Annotated in this window: 19 protein-coding genes; 8 read left to right on the top strand and 11 right to left on the bottom strand. The window is 69.1% G+C overall.

Going from position 1 to position 19,462, the window contains the following annotated elements; genetic code table 11:
- Positions 1-141 precede the first annotated feature (141 nt).
- Together ABLE93_RS04020 and ABLE93_RS04015 are read left to right on the top strand one after the other, a co-directional pair.
- Positions 142-864 (top strand): GntR family transcriptional regulator, encoded by a 723-nt coding sequence (locus ABLE93_RS04020; protein ID WP_348838063.1) that lies wholly within the window; start codon positions 142-144, stop codon positions 862-864.
- Between the two features lie 52 nt (positions 865-916).
- The gene (locus ABLE93_RS04015) at positions 917-1,798 is read left to right on the top strand and encodes an alpha/beta fold hydrolase (RefSeq protein ID WP_348838062.1); all 882 of its coding nucleotides are present in this window, start codon (positions 917-919) and stop codon (positions 1,796-1,798) included.
- 48 nt (positions 1,799-1,846) lie between these two features.
- Here the strand turns inward: ABLE93_RS04015 and ABLE93_RS04010 are convergent, their stop codons facing one another.
- From ABLE93_RS04010 to ccrA, 11 genes are all read right to left on the bottom strand, one after another.
- On the bottom strand, positions 1,847-2,620 hold the full coding sequence (locus ABLE93_RS04010; RefSeq protein WP_348838060.1) for an SDR family NAD(P)-dependent oxidoreductase: 774 nt from the start codon (positions 2,618-2,620) through the stop codon (positions 1,847-1,849).
- Between the two features lie 81 nt (positions 2,621-2,701).
- A complete protein-coding gene (locus ABLE93_RS04005; RefSeq protein ID WP_348838059.1) occupies positions 2,702-3,685 on the bottom strand; it encodes an NAD-dependent epimerase/dehydratase family protein in 984 nt (327 codons plus the stop codon).
- 9 nt (positions 3,686-3,694) lie between these two features.
- Complete coding sequence (locus ABLE93_RS04000; RefSeq protein WP_348838058.1) at positions 3,695-4,522, bottom strand: sugar phosphate isomerase/epimerase family protein; 828 nt, start codon at positions 4,520-4,522, stop codon at positions 3,695-3,697.
- A 28-nt stretch (positions 4,523-4,550) separates the two neighbouring features.
- A complete protein-coding gene (locus ABLE93_RS03995) occupies positions 4,551-5,693 on the bottom strand; it encodes an ABC transporter ATP-binding protein (RefSeq protein WP_348838057.1) in 1,143 nt (380 codons plus the stop codon).
- Positions 5,690-6,802, bottom strand: a complete 1,113-nt coding sequence (locus ABLE93_RS03990; protein WP_348838056.1) for an ABC transporter substrate-binding protein — start codon at positions 6,800-6,802, stop codon at positions 5,690-5,692. Before ABLE93_RS03990 ends, ABLE93_RS03995 begins: the two co-directional genes overlap by 4 nt.
- A 29-nt stretch (positions 6,803-6,831) precedes the next feature.
- Complete coding sequence (locus ABLE93_RS03985) at positions 6,832-7,677, bottom strand: ABC transporter permease (RefSeq protein WP_348838055.1); 846 nt, start codon at positions 7,675-7,677, stop codon at positions 6,832-6,834.
- Position 7,678: 1 nt separating this feature from the next.
- A complete protein-coding gene (locus ABLE93_RS03980) occupies positions 7,679-8,539 on the bottom strand; it encodes an ABC transporter permease (protein ID WP_348838054.1) in 861 nt (286 codons plus the stop codon).
- 68 nt (positions 8,540-8,607) lie between these two features.
- On the bottom strand, positions 8,608-9,801 hold the full coding sequence (locus tag ABLE93_RS03975; protein ID WP_348838053.1) for a CaiB/BaiF CoA transferase family protein: 1,194 nt from the start codon (positions 9,799-9,801) through the stop codon (positions 8,608-8,610).
- On the bottom strand, positions 9,798-11,114 hold the full coding sequence (locus ABLE93_RS03970) for an amidase (RefSeq protein WP_348838052.1): 1,317 nt from the start codon (positions 11,112-11,114) through the stop codon (positions 9,798-9,800). Before ABLE93_RS03970 ends, ABLE93_RS03975 begins: the two co-directional genes overlap by 4 nt.
- Positions 11,115-11,230: 116 nt before the next feature.
- Positions 11,231-12,094, bottom strand: a complete 864-nt coding sequence (locus ABLE93_RS03965) for a LysR family transcriptional regulator (RefSeq protein WP_348838051.1) — start codon at positions 12,092-12,094, stop codon at positions 11,231-11,233.
- 192 nt (positions 12,095-12,286) lie between these two features.
- Complete coding sequence (gene ccrA / locus ABLE93_RS03960; protein ID WP_348838049.1) at positions 12,287-13,570, bottom strand: crotonyl-CoA carboxylase/reductase; 1,284 nt, start codon at positions 13,568-13,570, stop codon at positions 12,287-12,289.
- A 283-nt stretch (positions 13,571-13,853) separates the two neighbouring features.
- On the opposite strand from ccrA, the gene ABLE93_RS03955 reads away from it, so the two are divergent.
- From ABLE93_RS03955 to ABLE93_RS03930, 6 genes are all read left to right on the top strand, one after another.
- Positions 13,854-14,090, top strand: coding sequence for a GlsB/YeaQ/YmgE family stress response membrane protein (locus ABLE93_RS03955; RefSeq protein WP_348838048.1), 237 nt, complete (start codon positions 13,854-13,856; stop codon positions 14,088-14,090).
- Between the two features lie 192 nt (positions 14,091-14,282).
- Positions 14,283-16,256 (top strand): methylmalonyl-CoA mutase family protein, encoded by a 1,974-nt coding sequence (locus ABLE93_RS03950; RefSeq protein ID WP_348838047.1) that lies wholly within the window; start codon positions 14,283-14,285, stop codon positions 16,254-16,256.
- A gap of 189 nt (positions 16,257-16,445) precedes the next feature.
- A complete protein-coding gene (locus ABLE93_RS03945) occupies positions 16,446-17,327 on the top strand; it encodes a VOC family protein (protein ID WP_348838046.1) in 882 nt (293 codons plus the stop codon).
- An 85-nt stretch (positions 17,328-17,412) separates the two neighbouring features.
- Positions 17,413-17,568, top strand: coding sequence for a DUF5993 family protein (locus tag ABLE93_RS03940; protein WP_348838045.1), 156 nt, complete (start codon positions 17,413-17,415; stop codon positions 17,566-17,568).
- Positions 17,569-17,575: 7 nt separating this feature from the next.
- On the top strand, positions 17,576-18,187 hold the full coding sequence (locus ABLE93_RS03935) for a disulfide bond formation protein B (protein ID WP_348838044.1): 612 nt from the start codon (positions 17,576-17,578) through the stop codon (positions 18,185-18,187).
- Positions 18,188-18,497: 310 nt separating this feature from the next.
- A complete protein-coding gene (locus ABLE93_RS03930; protein WP_348838043.1) occupies positions 18,498-19,430 on the top strand; it encodes a DMT family transporter in 933 nt (310 codons plus the stop codon).
- The last annotated feature ends 32 nt before the right edge of the window (positions 19,431-19,462 follow it).

Below are 19,462 nucleotides of genomic sequence, written 5' to 3'. Positions count from 1 at the left end.
CATGAATAGTATATTGTATCCGATTTGCGCCGACCGACGCCAGCCCGCCGCGCGATGGCCGCGGGCTGCGCGCCCGAGCCCGCCTCTGCTTACGGGGCGGATCGTGCGCCAACGATGCGAGGCTTGCCGGTGATCGAACGAATGAAGCGCGGTCCGTCCGAATTCGTGGTGCCGAAGGTGATCGGCGCGGAAGTGGCGCGGGCCTTCGCGGAGCACATCATCTACCTGCGCTGGCCGCCCGGCATGCGGCTGATCGAGGAGGATCTGTGTGCCCATTTCAACGTCAGCCGGTCGCCGGTCCGCGATGCCTTCCAGATCCTGGAGGGGGAGGGGCTCATCATCCGGGCGGCGTGGCGCGGGGTGCGGGTGGCGCCGATGAGCGTCGCCGACCTCGATGAGATCTACAAATGCCGGGTGGCGCTGGAAGGCCTCGTCGCGGCCGAGGCCGCGCGCGGTGCAAGCGAAGCGGATCTCGCCGTGCTGTCGACGCTGCTGACGGAGATGGACGCGGCCCGCGCGGATGAGGACGTGGAGGTCTTCTTCGATCGCAATGTCGCCTTCACGCGCACGCTCCACAAGGCCTCAGGCAACGGCACCCTCGCGCGGGTGGTCTCGGGCATCGAGAAGCAGGCGCTGCGCTATCGCTATCTGGCGCACCAGAACACGCACGAGATCATGGACGTGGTCTGCGCCGGCGACCGCAAGGTGTTCGAGGCCATCGCCGCCCGCAAGCCGGATCTCGCCCGTCGCCAGGCGGTGAAGCTCATCCGGCACGCGCATCAGGTCATCGCCCGCGTCGTGGCCGAATTCGAGGAGGCCGAACAGGCCGCCGCCCCGAGGAAGCGCGCGCCCTCGCCGGTGTGAGAGCCGGCCCCTGTCTTCAACCTCCGATCTTTTTTCGCAACGGGAGCGGCCCATGGCCTATGTGACCACCGATGACGGCGTGAAGCTCTATTACGAGGAAACCGGCACGGGAACGCCGGTCATCCTCGTCCACGAGTTCGCCGGCGACCTGCGCAGCTACGAGACCCAGTTGCGCTATCTCGGCAAGCGCTATCGCGTGATCGCCTTCAACGCCCGCGGCTATCCGCCGTCCGACGTGCCGCCCGACGTCTCCTCTTATTCCCAGGCCCGCGCCGCCGACGATATCGCCAGCGTGATGGACGGGCTCGGCATCGCCAAGGCGCATGTCATCGGCCTGTCCATGGGCGGCTTCGCCACCCTGCATTTCGGCATCCGCCACCACGATCGCGCGCTCTCCCTGTGCATCGGCGGCTGCGGCTATGGCGCGGAGCTGGAGGAGCAGGCCCGCTTCCAGAGCGAGGCCGACACCATCGCCGCCTACATCAGCGACGTGGGCATGCAGACCTTCGCCGAGCGCTATGCCTACGGCCCGACGCGGGTGCAGTTCGAGAACAAGGACATGCGGGGCTTCCTGGAGTTCAAGCAGATCCTCGCCAGCCACGATGCGGTGGGCTCCGCCAACACCCAGCGCGGCGTCCAGCGCTTCCGTCCCTCGCTCTACACTCTGGTGGAGGAGATGAAGCGCATCACGGTGCCGACGCTGGTCATCACCGGCGACGAGGACTGGCCCTGCCTGCTCCCCGGCATCCTGATGAAGCGCAGCATTCCCTCGGCGGCCCTCTCGGTGATGCCCAATTGCGGGCACGCCATCAACATCGAGGAGCCGGAGGAATACAACCGCATTGTCGGCGAGTTCTTGGCCCAGGTGGAGAGCGGGCGCTGGCCGCTGCGCGATCCCCGGGCGGTCAGCGCGTCCATCACCGGCATCAAGTGACGCGAAAGGGCGGCGGGCCAGGCGGGCCGCCGCCCTTTCCTTTTCGGCTCACATGGCGGCGTAGCCGCCGTCCACCAGCAGGTCGGCGCCGGTCATGAAGCTCGATGCGTCGCTCATCAGGAACAGGGCGGCGGTGGCGATCTCCATGGGCTGGCCGAGCCGGCCGAGGGCGTGCTTGGGCGCGTTGTAGAGCTTTGCGGTTTCGAGGTCGCCGTGGCGCAGCAGCATGCGCCGGGTCTCGATGGCGCCGGGCGAGAGCGAGTTGACGCGAACCCCGTCCTCCGCATGGTCGAGGGCCATGGCCTTGGCGAGCTGGATGAGCGCGCCTTTGGCGGCGCAATAGCCCGGCCGGCCCTTGGCCGCCACATGGCCCATCTGGGAGGCGATGTGCACGATGCTGCCGCCGCCCGCCGCGATCATGTGGGGCAGCACGGCGCGGCTCATGAGATAGGTGCCGGTGACCTGCACGGCGAACAGGCGGCTCCACTCCTCCGGCGGAAGATCGAGAATGCTGCCGGTGGGGTCGTCGTTGGATGTGCCGTTGACGAGGCCGTGGATGGCGCCCCATCGCGCCGTGACGTCGGCCACCGCCGCTGCCACCTGCGCCGCATCCGTGACGTCGCAGGCGATGGCGAGGGCCTCCCCGCCGGCGGCGGCTATGGCCGCGACCGTGTCGTGCGGCGGGGTAAGGTCGAGGCACGCGACCCGCGCGCCGGCGGCGGCGAAGCCGCCCGCGATGGCCGTGCCGATGCCGCCGCCCGCGCCGGTGACGATCACGGTGCGCCCGCTCAGGCTGAATGCGTCTTGGATCGTTCCGGCCATCTCTCGCTCCCGATGCGCCCGGGCGAAACAGGGCGCGCCCGCCGGGCATGTTGTGTGATGATGCGCGGCGCGGCCGCGGCGTCAGGCGGCCGCGGGCGAGGCCTCGCGGTACCACGCGAGATAGTCCGCGAAGGCCTCGGCCGGGCCGAAGCGGGCGCGAAATCCGATGTCGTCGGCGAGACGCTCCACGCGGAACGGCGGCCGGGCGAGGGGGGCGGCGGTGCCGACATTGTGGCGCGCCGCATCGTCCGTCATCTCGTAGGTGAAGCCGGGAAGCGCCGCCTTGAGCCGCTCGCACCAGTCCAGCAGGGACCAACGCCCGCCGGTGGCGAGATGGTAGACGTCATGGGCCGGGGCAGGGGCGTCGAGCAAGGCGGCAACCGCGTCGGCAATGTCGGCGGCATAGACCCAGTCATCGGGCAGGCCGGGCCGGAACACCGCCGTTTCCCCGGCGCGGGCGCGATGGAGCAGCTGGAGCGGCACGCTCAGGGTGTCGCGCACGCCGGTGTCGTATTCCCAGCGGCCGAAGACGACGCCGAGACGGCCCACCACCACATCGAGGCCGCGGGTCCGGCGATAGTGCACGGCCACCCGCTCGGCGGCGTATTTGGTGATGCCGTAGAGCGTCTCCGGCACCGGCGGGTCGCTTTCGTCGAGCTTCTCCACGCCCGCCTCCGCGGCGCCATAGACCGAGCCGGTCCCGAGCTGAACCACGCGCCGGATGCCGCAGGCGAGGGCCGCCTCCAGCACGTCGATGGTGCCGCCCAGATTGACCTCGGCGATGGTGCGCGCGGCGCGGCTTTCTCTATCGATGCCGGCGGTGATGGCGGCGGCATGGACGATGCGGGTCACGCCATGCGCCTTGAGCGCATCGACGACGTCGGACCGCGCGCAGACATCGCCCGGAACCACCGTAAGGCGCCCCGGCAGGCGTGCGAGATCGGCCGCGGCGGCGGCCGGCGGGGCCGCTGGGCCGAACAGCACAACGCTCTCGCCCCGCGCCAGCAGGGCCGATGTGATGTTGAGGCCGACGAAGCCGGAGCCGCCGGTAATCATGATCGTCATGGGATGTCCTCAGGCCGCAGCCAGCGCGGCGAAATCGTCCACGGCGCGGCGGATCGCATCCGCGACGCTCGCGCCCGCAAGATCGTGGGCAAACAGCTCGAACTCGTAGGCCCCGCCATAGCCGCACCGCACCAGGAGGCGCAGCAGGTCGGCGGTGTCCACGCGGCCCTGCGAGAGCGGGCATCGGGACGGCAGCAAGGCGGGATCGCTCGGCTGGGCGACACCGGTGAGCTGCACCAGGGTCAGCTGCGCGATGGAGCGGGCGAGCACGGACTCCAGGTCCGGGTCCCACCAGGAATGGAAGACATCGAGGACGAAGCCGAGCCCGGGATGTGCGGCGCACAGGGCCTCGGCCTGGGTCAGCGTGTTCACCGTGGACTTGGTGGCGATGCGGATGGGATGCATGGTCTCGAGCCCCAGGCGCACGCCGCGCGCCGCGGCCGCCGCGCAAAGCTCCGGCAGGGCCGCATCGACGGCGCGGCGGGTGCGCGCGAGGTCGCCGGGCCGCTCCGTCCCGAGGTCGGCAAGGCCGCCGCCGATGGTGACGAGCGTGCCGGCGGACAGCACCGCCGCCGCATCGATCAGCGCGGCATTGATGGCCAGCTGCCGCTGCGCGCGCGCCGCATCGCCCCACAGGAAGAAGCCGGCGCTGTTGACGGAAGTCACCGCAAGGCCCCGATCGTCCAGCATGCGCTTGAGATCGGGCAGAGCGGCCTCCTCCAGTGCGCGTTCGGTGAGCCCCACGCCGGTGGCGCCGGCGGCCGCGCAATCGTCCAGGAAGCGCTCCAGCGCATAGCCGGGCGGCGCGATGTAGTGATTGATGGACAGGCCCGTCACGGCAGCGGTCTCCGGCTGGAAAGGCCCGTCACGGGGCAAGGAGGGTGGGGCTGTCGGGGGTCCAGCGCACGCGCACCCGAGCGCCCGCGCCGAGAGGCGCCTCGCGGCCGTTGTTGGCGGTGTCGGAGATGATCTGGCCCATGGCGCCGAGGTCGACGGTGCGCTGGATGGTCGGGCCCAGATAGGTCTCCTCCACCAGCGTCCCCTCCATGCCGCCGCCGGAGGCCTCGGCCGCCACCACCTCCACCCGCTCGAAGCGCAGCGCCACGAACACGGGACTGCCCACCGCGAAGGCCGGCGGGACGCGGCAGGAGAAGGGCGTGCCGCGGATCGTCACTTCGCCGGCCCCTTCCGGCGGGTTGAGGGAAACGGTGCCCTCGTAGAAGTTGGAATGGCCCATAAATTCGGCGACGAAGCGGCTCGCGGGCTGCTCGTAGATGTCGCGCGGGGCGCCCACCTGCTCGATGCGGCCGCGGCTCATCACCGCGATGCGGTCCGACATGGAGATGGCCTCGCCCTGGTCGTGGGTGACGAAGACGAAGGTGCCGCCGATCTCCCGGTGCAGCCGCTTCAACTCGTCCTGCATCTGCAGGCGGAGCTTCAGGTCGAGCGCGCTGAGGGGCTCGTCCAGCAGCAGCACCTCGGGGTCGTTCACCAGCGCGCGGGCGAGGGCGACGCGCTGGCGCTGGCCGCCGGACAATTGGTCGATGCCGCGCCCGCCGAAATCGGCGAGGCGTACCATCTCGAGGGCCTCCGCCACGCGCCGGTCGATGGTGGCGCGGGGCTGGCGGCTCATCTCCAGCCCGAAGGCGATGTTCTGGGCCACCGTGAGGTGGGGGAACAGCGCGCCGTGCTGGAACACCATGTTGGTGCGCCGCTCGAACGGCCGGCGGTCCAGCATGGGCTTGCCGCCGATGAGGAGCTCGCCGCGGGTCGGATGCTCGAACCCGCCGATGATGCGCAGCAGCGTGGTCTTCCCGCAGCCGGAGGGGCCGAGGAGGGAGAAGAACTCCCCCTTGCGGATGTCGAGCGTGGCGGCTTCCAGGGCCGTCGTGCCCTGGAAGGTCTTGCCGATGCCCCTGAGGGACACGGCGATGTCCCGGGGAGCGTGCGCCGAGGCATTCTCGCCGACCGCCGCCGCGGTGAAGGGCATGGCAAGAGCGTCGGTCATGCGGCGCTCTTCACCCGGCTCCAGGTCTCGATCCACATGTTCATGTTGGTCGGGAACTCGAGCTGGTAATGCTTCACGGTGCCGTCGAACATGCCGTAGCCGTAGCGCTTGCGCTGGTCCGGCGTCATGTTCTCGTCGCCGAAGGTGGTGGCCGAGAGATAGCCGCAGCCCTCGGTGAGCGCCCGCGAGTAGGCCTCGCCGATCATGGCGTTGATGACCGCGTGGGCGCCCTCCACATTCTTGCAGTCCTTCGGAATGTAGGAGGCGTTGATGAGGGAGAGCACGCCCTCCTTCGGCCAGGCGCCGGTGATGTTGTAGCCGCGCTTCTGCAGCTCGTTGCGCATGGGCGCGATGCCGTAGCACACGTCGATCTCGCCGTTGGCGAGCAGGTTCGAGCCCTGGGCGAAGGTGGAATAGAAGGTGCGGACGTTCTTCTTCTTGGCGATGAGGAACTTGGCCACCTCGTTGAGCTGGTTGCGGTCCATCTTCTCCGGCTCGGCGTGGCCGAGATACAGCCCGGCCGCCATGAGCATCTGGTGCGCCACGTCCCACCAGCCGATGCGGCCGGCATATTTGTCCTCGAACAGCAGCGACCAGGACTGGGTGTAGGGGTCGTCGTCCGGCACGACGGTGCGGTTGTAGAGGATGGAATCGAAGCCCCAGCTGTGCGGCACCATATAGACCTTGCCGTCGCGCTCGCCGATGCCGGCCTTGGACGGGGCGTTGATGTTCTTCATGTTGGGGATCAGCGACAGGTCGATGGGCTGGACGCGCTCCTGCCCCGCCTTGGCGCCCATGACCACCGGCCGGGAGAAGGCGAACGAGCTGTTCATCAGGTCGTAGCGCGCCCCGCCCGGGGCGGTCAGGCGCGACACCGTGTCGGTGCCGGACATGAACGCGCCCTCGCTGATCTTCACCTTCGACTGCTCCTCCGCGATGGGCTTCAGCGTCGGGCCGAGCATGGCGTTGACCATGAGGGCGGTGATCTCGCCGGACTGGGCGAAGGCGGGCGTGCGCAGACCGGCGCCGGCCACCATGGCCGCGGCTCCGCCGAGGACGGTGCGCCGGCTCAGCCGGGGCAGATGAAGGAAGTCCTTCTCGTGGGTCATGGCTTGTCCTCTGGTTGGTTCTTGTGAAGTCAGCGGCGCGGCCGGTCGGCGCGGGCGGAGGCGGCAAATCCGGCGAGGGAGACCAGCATCGAGATCACCATGATCACCACGCCCACCGCCGGCAGGAACGGCGCCATCTGGTCGGACAGGAGCGCCCACAGATGCACCGGCACCGTGCGCTGGCTGCCGATGGAGAACAGGGTGCGGATGAACTCGTCGAAGGAGAGGGTGAAGGCGAACATGAGGGTCGCCACCACGCCCGGCTTGATGACGGGGAAGACGATGCGCCGGAAGGCGGTGAAGGGGCGGGCGCCGAGATCGGCGGCGGCCTCCTCGATGCTGCGGTCGAAGCCGTGCAGCCGCGGGAACAACGTGAGGAAGGCGAACGGCAGCACCCAGGTGACGTGCACCGGCAGGGCGGTGGTCCACACGCCGAACGGGATTTCCGCGTAGCCGAAGAAGATCAGATAGATGATGCCGCCGACGATGCCCGGAATGAGGATCGGCAGCAGGATGATCTTCATCAGCAGGCCCTTGAAGGGGAAGTCCTGCCGGAAGCCCATGGCCAGCATCAGCGCCAGTACCGTGGCGATGAGCGCGCTGGCGATGCCCAGCATCACCGAATTGGCGATGGAGGCGAGCATCTTCTGCGATCCGAACACCTCGCCGTACCAGCGCAGCGTCGCGCCCTTCATGGGCAGGCCGATTGTCTGGGACTCGTTGAAGGACAGCACCAGCAGCAGGAGGATGGGAAGGTACAGCACCACGTAGAACAGGCCGGCATAGGCGGCGAGCACCGCGCGGCGGATGCGCCCCGCGGTGTCGGCGGGAGGGGCGGCCTCGGCGGCGAGATCGGCGCGTGTCGCGGTGCTCATGTCAGCCTCCGATGAACACGTCGTTGAGCCGCACCTTGCGGCCGAACAGGACGAGGCAGAGGGTGACGACCACGATCAGCACCACCGACAAGGCGGCGCCCAGCGCCCAGTTGTTGGTCACGGTGTACTGGGGCGCGATCACGTTGCCGAACATGATGCCCGTGGTGCCGCCCACCAGCTGGGGCGTCACGTAGGCGCCGCAGGCCAGCAGGAACACCATGATGCAGCCCGACAGCACGCCGGGCATGGAGAGCGGCAGCACCACGCGGCGGAAGGTGCGCCACGGACCCGCGCCGAGATCCGCCGCGGCCTCGATCAGCTTGGGGTCGATGCGGTCCAGGGACAGGTAGATCGGCAGCACCATGAACAGCGTGTAGACATAGACCAGCGCCACATGGGTGGTGCCCTCGGTGTAGAGCAGCCAGTCGAGCGGCTCGCTGATGATGCCGAGATGGAGCAGCACCGCGTTCACGAGGCCGGTGCGGCCCAGCATGGGCAGCCAGACGAAGGTGCGCACCACGTAGCTCGACCAGAACGGCAGGAAGAGCAGCACCAGGTAGGTGCCCTTCACCGCGGCCGGCCGCGTGGCGAGGAAATAGGCCATGGGGTAGGAGATGAGGAGCGACAGCACCGTCACCGTCACCGCGATGCGCAGCGTCTGGAGAAGGACCCTGAAATAGATGGGGTCGTCCAGGATGACCCGGTAATTGTCCAAAGTGAGGTCCGGCGTCGTGCCGAAGATGCTCGACGTCCAGAAGGACATGGCGAAGAGAAGCACCACCGGCGCCACGGCGAAGACCAGCAGCCAGATGGTGGCCGGCATGATGAGGAGCAGGTTCCTCTTGCGTGCGTCCAGTCTCATCCCGTTGCATCTCTTTCGCGGGTTTCCGGGATGGCGAGCAGCCAGGCCGGATCGTGGGTGGCGCGCGTTCAGATCACGCCGGCGTGCCGCAGCTGCTCCCTCTCCTCGGCGCTGATGCCGATCTCCGCCAGGATCTCCGCCGAATCCCCGCCCGGCTCCGCCGCCGCCCGGCGGACCGAGGCCGGCGTGCGGGAGAGGGTGATGGGGGTGGCCACGAGGCGGATGTCGCCGAGCTGCGCATGGGCGAGGGGCGCCGCCATCTGCACGTGCTCCACCTGCGGATCGGCGAATACCTCGTCCATGGCGTAGATCGGCCCCGCCGGCACGTTGTGCCGCGCAAGCAGGTCGATCCACGCGCGTGAGGTGCGGGTGGCGAAGATGGCAGCAAGCTCCGCCATCAGCGCCGCGCGGTGGCGCAGGCGCAGGTCCTGCACCGCATAGTCGGGATGGTCCTTGAGGTCAGCGCGGCCGATGGCCTGGCACAGGTCGGCCCATTGCGCCTCGCCGCCCACCCCGATGTTGATGTGGCCGTCGGCGGTGGGCAGCACGCCCATGGGCGTGGAATAGGGATGGTCGTTGCCCATGGCGCGCGGCACCCGGCCTTCCACCAGATAGCCCGCCGCCTGGAAGTCGGTCATGGCGATCATCGCCTGGAGCAGGGAGGTCTGCACCCACTGCCCTTTGCCGGAGCGCGCGCGCTCGGCCAGCGCCACGAGGATGCCGATGGCCGCGTAATTGCCGGCGGAGCTGTCCGCCACCGGGATGCCCGCCCGCATGGGGCCGCCGCCCTTCTCGCCGGTGATGCTCATCATGCCGCCCATGCCCTGGGCGATCTGGTCGTAGCCGGCGCGCTTACGGTAGGGGCCGGACTGGCCGAACCCCGAGATGGACGCGAGGATGATGCGAGGGTTCACCGCGGCGAGGGCTTCGTAGGAGAAGCCCAGACGCTCCTTCACGTCGGGGCGGAAATTCTCCACCACGACGTCGGCCGTCTTCACCAGCTCCATCAGGATGGCGAGACCCTGCGGCGTCTTCAGATTGAGAGCGATGGAGCGCTTGTTGCGGTGGAGGTTCTGGAAGTCGGCGCCGAGCCGCGGGCCCACCACGTTGGGGTTGGGGTCGGCGCCCGGCGGGGCTTCCACCTGGATCACGTCGGCGCCGAAATCGGCGAAGATCCGGCAGCAGGTCGGCCCGGCGCGCACCCGCGTCAGGTCGATGATGCGCAGGTGCGCGAGGGCGAGGAGGGGGTCGACCATGGTCATGCGCATCGCGCCTCGAGGGATGCCCCGGTGCAGACGGGCGGGCGGCGCTCGTCCCACCGTGTGAGGCTCTGGTAGGTGGCGGCGAGGCGCAGCAGCGCCATCTCGCCGCCGGGGCGGCCGATCACCTGCATCGCCAGTGGCGTTCCGCGACGGTCGAAGCCGACGGGAAGCGCGATGGCCGGCAGGCCAAGGGCGTTCACGAAGCGGGTCAGGCTGGTCATGGCGTAGAGCGTGCGCGGGGCGAAGTCCGCGTCGCGGGGATCGACCGCGCTGGCGAGCGGGGTGGGAAAGGGCATCACCGGCAGCACGGCGGCGTCGGCGCCGCCCAGCGCCGTCAGGAAGGCATCGCGCAGGCGCGGTTGCTCGTCCCGCGCGGCCGCCAGCGCAGCGTCGGAAATGGCGAGCCCCTTGCCGATCCGCCGCATCAGGGCGGGGTCAGCCGGCTCGGCGTCCGACCCCCGCGTGCCGTGGATGCGGGCGGCCTCGGCCTGCATGATGGTAAGGGCGGCGGCATCCGCCGCGGCCATGAGGTCGGTGCAGTCCACCGCCGCGTGGCGGATGCCGGCGCGGTCCAGCACGCCCAGCGCCTCCAGCAGCGCGCGGCGCACCGGCTCCGCGGCGGGGGAGACGGCGTTATCCAGAACGGCCAGCGCCCGGATGGCGCTGACATCGGCGGCGCTGGTGAGCGCGCTCCACACCCGCAGCAGGTCGCCGGCGCGGCGTGCCATGAAGCCGATCACGTCGAGGCTCGGCGCCAGCGGCATGGCCCCGGCGTCGGGCAGGATGCCCCACCCGGGCTTGAGGCCGACGATGCCGCAGCAGGCGGCCGGTACGCGAACCGAGCCGCCGGTGTCCGAGCCGACGCCGAGATAGGCGGCGCCGGTGGCGACCATCACCGCCGAGCCGCTCGACGAGCCGCCGCTGACGATGCCCGGATGCCAGGGATTGCGGGTCCGGCCGAGCGTCGCATTGTAGCCGGAGGGCTCGTAGGCAAGGGCGCTCAGGGAGGTGACGGCGACCTCGCAGCCGCCGGCCGCATCGAGGCGGTGCAGGATGGCGGCGTCTTCCTCGGCCGGGCCCGGCGTGCGGCAGCCGCCCCATTCGGCCCGGCGGGCGGCGCGGTCGAAGATGTCCTTGGTGACGTAGGGCATGCCCATCAGCGGGCCGGAGGGGGCGCGGCGTGCCGGGGACAGGCAGACCGTGGCGTTGAGGCGTGGCCCCATCGCCGCTGCGGCCGCCGCGCAGCGACCGATTTCGGCGGATCGGGTGGCCGGCGCGAGATCGAACCATCCGGCGCGGAAAGGCTGTTCCAACGGTTTTCATCCCTGCGCCGGGAGCGGCGGCGTGTCGTCGGGATGAAAGGATTTCACTCGGGGAGGGGTCGATAAAGGCGAATTAAGTCAATGCCTATTCGCAAAATTCGAATTGGTCAGGCCGTGAGCAGAAACGACAGCAGTCTTTGGGCCGGTGGGTCCAATTCAGGCACCTGGCGCACGCACAGCACAAAATTTCGCACCGCCCAGGGCTCGTCGATTTCGATCCCCTTGAGCCCATAGGCCGCCTTGACCGGCCGCAGAGCCGGCTCGGGCAGCACGCCGATGCCGAGGCCCTGGCTCGCCATGAGGGCCATGGCCTCGAAGCTTGCCGCCTGTACCCGGACCTTGAGGGGCGCGCCCAGCAGGCGCGCCTGCTCCGCGAGGATGCGGCGCACCGCGGTGCCGTGGCCGAGGCTGACGAAATCCTCGCCGATGAAATCCACGAAGCGCAGCTTGTCGTGGTGCGCCAAAGGATGGGAGAGCGGCACGCCCAGCACCAGCCGGTCGCCGCCGAACGGGAAGGTTTCCAGCGGCTGGGTGTCGGCACCGCTCACCACCAGGCCGATGTCGGCCTGCTTGCTGCGCACCATCTCCAGCGTCGCCTCGGTGTCGCGCTCGTCGAGGTCGAGCTTGATGTCGGGATGGGCGGCGGCGAAGCGGGACAGATCGAAGGCGAGGCGCGACAGCAGCACCGAGCTGGACGACGCGACCCGCACATAGCCGCGCAGGCCGGATTCATATTCGTTGAGGAGGTGGTCGGCGCGATCCACCAGATGGAGGATTTCCCTTGCGAAGCGCAGGAAGGTCTGACCGGCCGCCGTGGGCTGCACCCCGTGGGGCGTGCGGTCCAGCAGCGGCGTGTGGGCGTCGTGCTCCAGCAGCTGGATGCGGCGGGTCGCGGCCGAGGGCGCGATGCACATGCGCTCGGCGGCGCGCGACAGGCTGTTCAGCTCGCAGACCGCGACGAACAGTTGCAAGGTCTTGAAATCATTCCGGTAGATGGCCGCTCTCCCGCGCGCCGCGCCCCGCGGACACTGGCGCGGGATGGGCCGGCGCGCAAGAGCAGGGTCCGCGCGACTGCCTCACCGTGCCCATCCCGCCCAGCGCGTCACCGGTTCTAAGGAGCGGACCCGCGGGACGCGCAAATGGCTCGCGTCCCGCGGCGCGGGTCACTTCTTCTCGCAGGCCTCCAGCACGTCCTCGTAGGTGCGAAGACCGGTGCGGGGCGAGTTGACGAGCACGGCCATGTTGCCGGGGGCGTGTTGGTTCTTCCACATCTTGGTGTGCGCCTCGGGGATGCGATCCCAGGGGAACACTTCCGACATGCACGGGTCCACGCGCCGGTCGATGATGAAGTTGTTGGCGGCGGAGGCCTGCTTGAGGTGGGCGAAGTGCGAGCCCTGGATGCGCTTCTGGCGCATCCACACATAGCGGGCGTCGAAGGTGATGTTGAAACCGGTAGTGCCGGCGCAGAACACGATCATGCCGCCGCGCTTGCCCACCAGGGTCGAGACCGGGAAGGTGCTCTCGCCCGGATGCTCGAACACGATGTCCACGTCGCGCTTGCCGGTGATGTCCCAGATGGCCTTGCCGAACTTGCGGGCTTCCTTCAGCCACTCGTTGTATTCCGGCGAGTTGACCGTGGGCAGCTGGCCCCAGCACTTGAAGTCCTTGCGGTTGATGACGCCCTTGGCGCCGAGGCCGAGCACGTAGTCGCGCTTGGTCTCGTCCGAGATGACGCCGATCACGTGCGCGCCGGAGGCGGCGGCGAGCTGGACGCCGAACACGCCGAGGCCGCCCGAGGCGCCCCACACCAGCACGTAGTCACCCGGCTTCACCGTGTGCGGCGGGTGGCCGAACAGCATGCGGTAGGCGGTGGCCATGGTGAGGGTGTAGCAGGCGCTCTCCTCCCAGGTCAGGTGCCTGGGACGCGGCATGAGCTGGCGCGCCTGCACCCGGCAGAACTGGCCGAAGGAGCCGTCCGGCGTCTCGTAGCCCCAGATGCGCTGGGAGGGGGAGAACATCGGGTCGCCGCCGTTGCACTCCTCGTCGTCGCCGTCGTCCTGATTGCAGTGGACGACCACCTCGTCGCCCACCTTCCAGCGCTTCACCTTGGAGCCCACGGCCCAGACGATGCCCGAGGCATCGGAGCCGGCCACGTGGAAGGGGGCCTTGTGCACGTCGAAGGGGGAGATGGGCTGGCCGAGGCCCGCCCAGATGCCGTTGTAGTTGACGCCCGCCGCCATCACGAGAACCAGCACGTCGTTCTCGCCCAGCTCCCAGGTGGGCACCACCTCCAGCTGGAAGGACTCTTCCGGCGGCCCGTGGCGCTCGCGGCGGATGGTCCAGGCATACATCTTGGCGGGCACGTGGCCGAGCGGCGGGATCTCGCCGAGCTCATAAAGGTCCTTCAAGGAACCCTCGTTCGTGTTGGCGGCTGCCGTCTGGGCCATGTGGTTGTCCTCTCCTCTCCGGGGACCGTTCGGTCACGTCGTTGGGGTCCATCTCGCATTGCAGCGTAGCAGAGAAAAATTCTAAGGCGATAGCCCCGTCGCACACGACCTCGGGACCCGTACCGCGCTGCGGGAAGACGCGCGTCGAGTTGTACCCGCGGGGTGGCGCGTCTCAACCCAAGTCGTCATTTCCGCGCCGCCGCCGGCCGGCTACAGTGACGGCTCCGCTTGACGCCAGCGACTCGTGCGGCGGTCCGGCGGAAAATGGGGATGGGAGAGCAGAATGAACATCATCTGGATGATCATCGTGGGCGCCGTCGCCGGCTTCCTGGCGGGGCAGATTTTCCAGGGCTACGGCTTCGGCCTTCTGGGCAACATCGCCGTGGGCATCGTCGGCGCCATCATCGGCGGCTTCCTGTTCGGCGGCGTCTTCGTGGTGGGCGGCCTGTTCGGCCAGATCATCTCCGCCACCGTTGGCGCCATCATCCTCTTGTTCGTGATCTCCCTGGTGAAGCGGTAGATCCGCGGGCATGGCCGCCTTCAGGGCGTGCCATGCCCGGCCGGCCGGCGACGATGTGCATCCGCGCGGGCCTGGGATCCCCGCGGGCGCTCATTTTGGCCGCTCGCATTGGAAAAATTTCCCATCGACGGCGCGCGCATTGCGACGCACAATCGCGCCAAACACGCAAAATCGACCGATGGGGATGAGGACATGGCGGTGCGCGACAAACCCTGGCTCTTCCGCACCTATGCGGGGCACTCCACCGCCGCGGAATCCAACAAGCTCTATCGCTCCAACCTCGCCAAGGGGCAGACCGGCCTCTCCGTCGCCTTCGACCTGCCGACCCAGACCGGCTACGATTCCGACCATCCCCTCGCCCGCGGCGAGGTGGGGAAGGTTGGCGTGCCCATCTCCCACCTCGGCGACATGCGCACCCTGTTCGACGGCATCCCGCTTGCCGAGATGAACACGTCGATGACCATCAACGCGTGCGCCGGGTGGCTGCTGGCGCTCTACATCGCCACCGCCGACGAACAGGGGGCGGACCGCTCCAAGCTCCAGGGGACGACGCAGAACGACATCATCAAGGAATACCTCTCGCGCGGCACCTATGTGTTCCCGCCCGCGCCCTCCATGCGGCTCACCAAGGACACCATCATCTTCACCACCGAGCATCTGCCCCGGTGGAACCCGATGAACGTGTGCTCCTACCATCTGCAGGAAGCCGGGGCGACGCCGGTGCAGGAGCTGGCCTTCGCGCTGGCCAATGCCATCGCCATCCTCGACACGGTGAAGAAGTCCGGCGAGGCAGAAGGCGCCGTGTTTGGCGAGGTGGTGGGGCGCATCTCCTTCTTCGTGAACGCCGGCATGCGGTTCATCACTGAGATGTGCAAGATGCGCGCGTTCGTGGACCTCTGGGACGAGATCTGCGTCAACCGCTACGGCATCACCGACGCCAAGCAGAAGCTGTTCCGCTACGGCGTGCAGGTGAACTCCCTCGGCCTCACCGAGCAGCAGCCGGAGAACAACGTCTACCGCATCCTCCTGGAGATGCTGGCCGTCACCCTCTCCAAGAAGGCCCGTGCCCGCGCCGTTCAACTGCCGGCCTGGAACGAGGCGCTGGGCCTGCCGCGCTCCTTCGACCAGCAATGGTCGCTGCGCATGCAGCAGGTGGTGGCCTACGAGACCGACCTCCTCGACTATGGCGACATCTTCGACGGCTCCACCGAGATCGCCAGGAAGGTGGAGGAGCTGAAGGAGGAGGCCCGCGCCGAGCTCGCGCGCATCGACGCCATGGGCGGCGCCGTGGCAGCCATCGAGAATTCCTACATGAAGCAGCAGCTGGTGGAGAGCAACACCCGGCGGCTGGAAGCGATCGAACGCGGCGAACAGGTGGTGGTCGGCGTCAACCGCTGGACCGAGACCGAGCCCTCGCCCCTGACGACGGGGGAAGGCGCCATCCTCACCGTGCCCGAGCATGTGGAGCCCGAGCAGATCGAGCGCCTCAAGGCCTGGCGCGCCGCCCGCGACCCCAAGGCGGTGGAGGCGGCCCTCGCGGCGCTGAAGAGCGCGGCGCAGGAAGGCCGCAACATCATGGAGCCCTCCATCGTCTGCGCCAAGGCCGGCATCACCACCGGCGAATGGGGTACCTGCCTGCGCGAGGTGTTCGGCGAATACCGCGCCCCCACCGGCGTCGGCCGCGCCGCCCGCGTGGACACACAGGGCCTCGACGAGGTGCGCAAGAATGTGGATGCGGTGTCCGAGAAGCTCGGACGGCGCATCAAGTTCCTGGTGGGCAAGCCGGGACTCGATGGCCATTCCAACGGCGCCGAGCAGATCGCCGTCCGCGCCCGCGACTGCGGGATGGAGGTGGTCTACGAGGGCATTCGCCTGACCCCCGCCGAGATCGTCAATGCCGCGCTGGAGGAGAGCGTCCACGTCATCGGCCTCTCCATCCTCTCCGGCTCCCACGTGCCGCTGGTGCGCGACGTGATGGAGCGGCTGCGGGCGGAAGGGCTCTCCGACGTGCCGGTGGTGGTGGGCGGCATCATCCCGCCGGAGGACGAGGCCCAGCTGAAGGGCTTCGGCGTCGCCGCCGTCTACACGCCGAAGAATTTCGAGCTCAACCGCATCATGGCGGACATCGTGACCATCGTGGATCGCGAGGCCCAGAAGGCGGCGTGACACCGGTGCCGGGGCTGCCGCCAAGGTCTGGTCCCCAAATCCTTATACGACCCATCGCGCCGCCCGGCGGTGCGAGGGTGCAGGTGACGTCTTGCGCAGGTGCAATGGCACGGGCGCAAGCCATCATCCATATTTGAAGCAACGCCAGCGCGCCGAAAGTCATCGGCGTGCCTGCAAGGGAGCTTCACCGTGGCCGATGCTGCGCTTCACCTCACCCCGCCCGAGCCGCGCGCGGGCGCGCTTCGCCATCTCACCCTCGGCGCTGTCCGCCTCGTCGGCCGGGATCCCGCGCGGCTTTTGCCCTTCTATCGCGACGCCGTCGGCCTCGATTTAATGGCGGAGGGCGAGACGCTGGTGCTGGGCGCCGGCGACCGGGCACTGGTGGAGATCGTCCGCCGGCCGGACGCCGCGCCCGCGCCGCGCCGTGCGCCCGGGCTTTTCCACATGGCGATCCGCGTGCCCGACCGGGACAGCCTCGCCGCGCGCCTCCTCGCGCTGCACGGCGCGGGCCTGCGCATTGGCGCCTCCGACCATCTGGTGAGCGAGGCGCTCTATGTGGATGATCCGGACGGCAATGGCGTCGAAATCTATCGCGACCGCCCCCCGGCGGAATGGCCGCTGGAGCCGGACGGCTCCATCGCCATGAAGACCCTGCCCCTCGATCTCAACGCGCTCGCCCGCGAAGCCGGCGCGGCGGGCGGCCCGGCGCCGGCGGCGACCGACATGGGGCACGTGCATCTCAAGGTCTCCGACCTGGATGCGGCCCGGCGCTTCTGGGTGGACACGGTGGGCCTCGCCATCATGGCGCGCTATCCGGGCGCCCTGTTCGTCAGCGCCGACGGCTATCATCACCACGTGGGCCTCAACGTCTGGCAGTCCGCCGGTGCGCCGGTGCCGCCTGAGGGCACGGCGGGGCTGGGCCATGTCACGCTTCAGCTCCCGGACGATGAGCTGGAGGCGCTGGCCGGACGGCTCTCCGCCGCCGGCCTCGCCTACCAGCGCGACGGCTCGGGCACCATCACGGTGGCGGACCCCTCCGGCAATCGGGCGCAGTTCCGCGTCGCAGCGTGACCCATGGGCGGCCCTCGGCTAGCCTGAACGCGGGCTGAGTCGGGTGGCGTGGACCGCGCCATCCGCCGCCGTGGGGGCCTTGGCCATGATGTCGCTTCCGTTCTTCGGGGTCTTCCTCGCTCTGGGGGCAACCATGGCCGGCCGGCGGTCCATCGCGCTGGTGCTGTGGCTTCTTTCCATGGCGGCCATGCTCGTGCTCTTCAGGATGCACGCCACCGATCCCCTGCGCATCGCGCTGTGAGGCCGGCATGACGGCCCCCTCGCTCGCCTATCGCGACCTTCCCCACCCCGAGCGCTTCCGCCTGCTGAACGCCCTCGGGCTGCTCGCGGTGGCCGCGGTGCTGCTTGCCGCCTTCTTCGACCAGTTCGTCTTCAACGACCTGCCGTGCCCGCTCTGCATCCTGCAGCGGGCGGGCTTCCTCGGGGTAGCGGTGGGGCTGGCCATGAACGTCAAGTTCGGCCCCCGGCCCTCCCACTACGCCATCATGATCCTGTCGTCGCTGGCGGGCGGGGCGGTGTCGCTGCGCCAGACGCTGCTGCACATCATTCCCGGCGAAGGGGCCTATGGCGATGCATTCCTGGGGCTCCATTTCTACGCCTGGGCACTGACGCTTTTCATCGTCACCGTGACCGGATCGGCGATCCTGATGCTGTTCGACGGCCAGTTCGAGCGCCCGGCCGCCGGCGCCCCGGCGCACCGGCCGTGGCTCGGCGGCGCGGCGATCGTGCTGGTGCTGCTGCTCGCCCTGGCCAACGGCCTGTCGACGGTGATCGAGTGCGGCGGCGGCCTGTGCGCCGACAATCCCACCGGCTACCAGCTCATCCAGGACGGAACGCTCCCCCGCCTTCTCGGCCGCTGATCCGCCGCGCGCGCCGAACGCATCACCAATGGTGATGACTGGGGCTGCGAGAAACGATTTCCCTTGGCCGCGCCGAGAAGGTACAGGGGGAACGCGCGCGGGCCGTCACGCAAGAATGGGGACGGGCGGCCCGGCGGCAGGTCCTGGAGCGCGATCCGGACAACGGCATCCCGTGCTGCATCTCTCTTGCATCGCTTGGCCGGTCTGATCGTTCTCTGACGTGAAGATGGAGCACGCATCGCCTGACCGGTCCCGGTCGGGGCGCGCTCCCCGACGGGTGCGGCCGCGTGGTCGCGTCGCGAGAGGAAGCATGCCAGCCCCCTTTGTCCGTCCCCGCGGATTTTCCCTCTACAACGCCCCTTATGTGCTGCTCACCTGCGTGGCCCTGCTGTGGGCCATCAATCTGGTGGTGGGACGCTACGTGGCGGGCCACGTGCCCCCCGCGACCCTCGCCATGGTGCGCTGGATGGGGGCGACGCTGATCCTGCTGCCCTTCGCCTGGAAGCAGATCTCCCGCGACTGGCCCGTCATCCGCCGCTCGCTGCCCATGCTGACGCTACTCGCGGCCACCGGCATCGCCTCCTACAACGCCATGAGCTATTACGGCCTGCAATACACCCAGGCGGTCAACGGGCTGCTGGTGCAGTCCACGGCGCCGCTGCTGGTGGCGGTGTGGAGCTTCGTGCTGTTCCGCGAGCGCCTCGGCCTCGGCCAGATGGCGGGCGTCGTCACCTCGATGGCCGGCGTGCTGCTCATCATCAGCCACGGCGACCTCGACACCTTCCTCCACCTGAAGCCCAACGTCGGCGACGTGTGGATCATCGTGGCGCTGGTCATCTACGCCTTCTACGCCACCATCCTGCGCAACCGCCCGCCGCTCGGGCCGTTGTCGTTCCTCAGCTCCATCATGGCGCTGGGCTCGCTGCTGCTGATCCCGTTCGCCTTGTGGGAAGCCTCGCAGGGCAAGTATCTGCCCCTCGACCACGTCACCTTCGCCACCCTCGCCTACGTGATGACCGGTCCCTCGCTCGTCGCCTATCTGTTCTTCAACCGTGGGGTGGAACTGGTGGGGGCAAACGCCGCGGCGCCCTTCCTGCACCTGCTGCCGGTGTTCGGCACGGCCCTCGCCATCATCTTCCTTGGAGAAGAGATGGCCTGGTACCATTTCGCGGGCTATGCGCTGGTCATCACCGGCATCGCCCTCGCCACCCTATCGGCCCGGGCGCGGCGCAAGGCCGCCTGATGCACGAACGGCCGCCCGGAGGCGGCCGTCGG

It is taken from the genome of Xanthobacter pollutisoli (assembly GCF_040044995.1).
Classification (GTDB): domain Bacteria; phylum Pseudomonadota; class Alphaproteobacteria; order Rhizobiales; family Xanthobacteraceae; genus Xanthobacter.
Note: the sequence above shows the minus strand (reverse complement) of the source record. Positions and strands in the feature narration are given on the sequence as shown.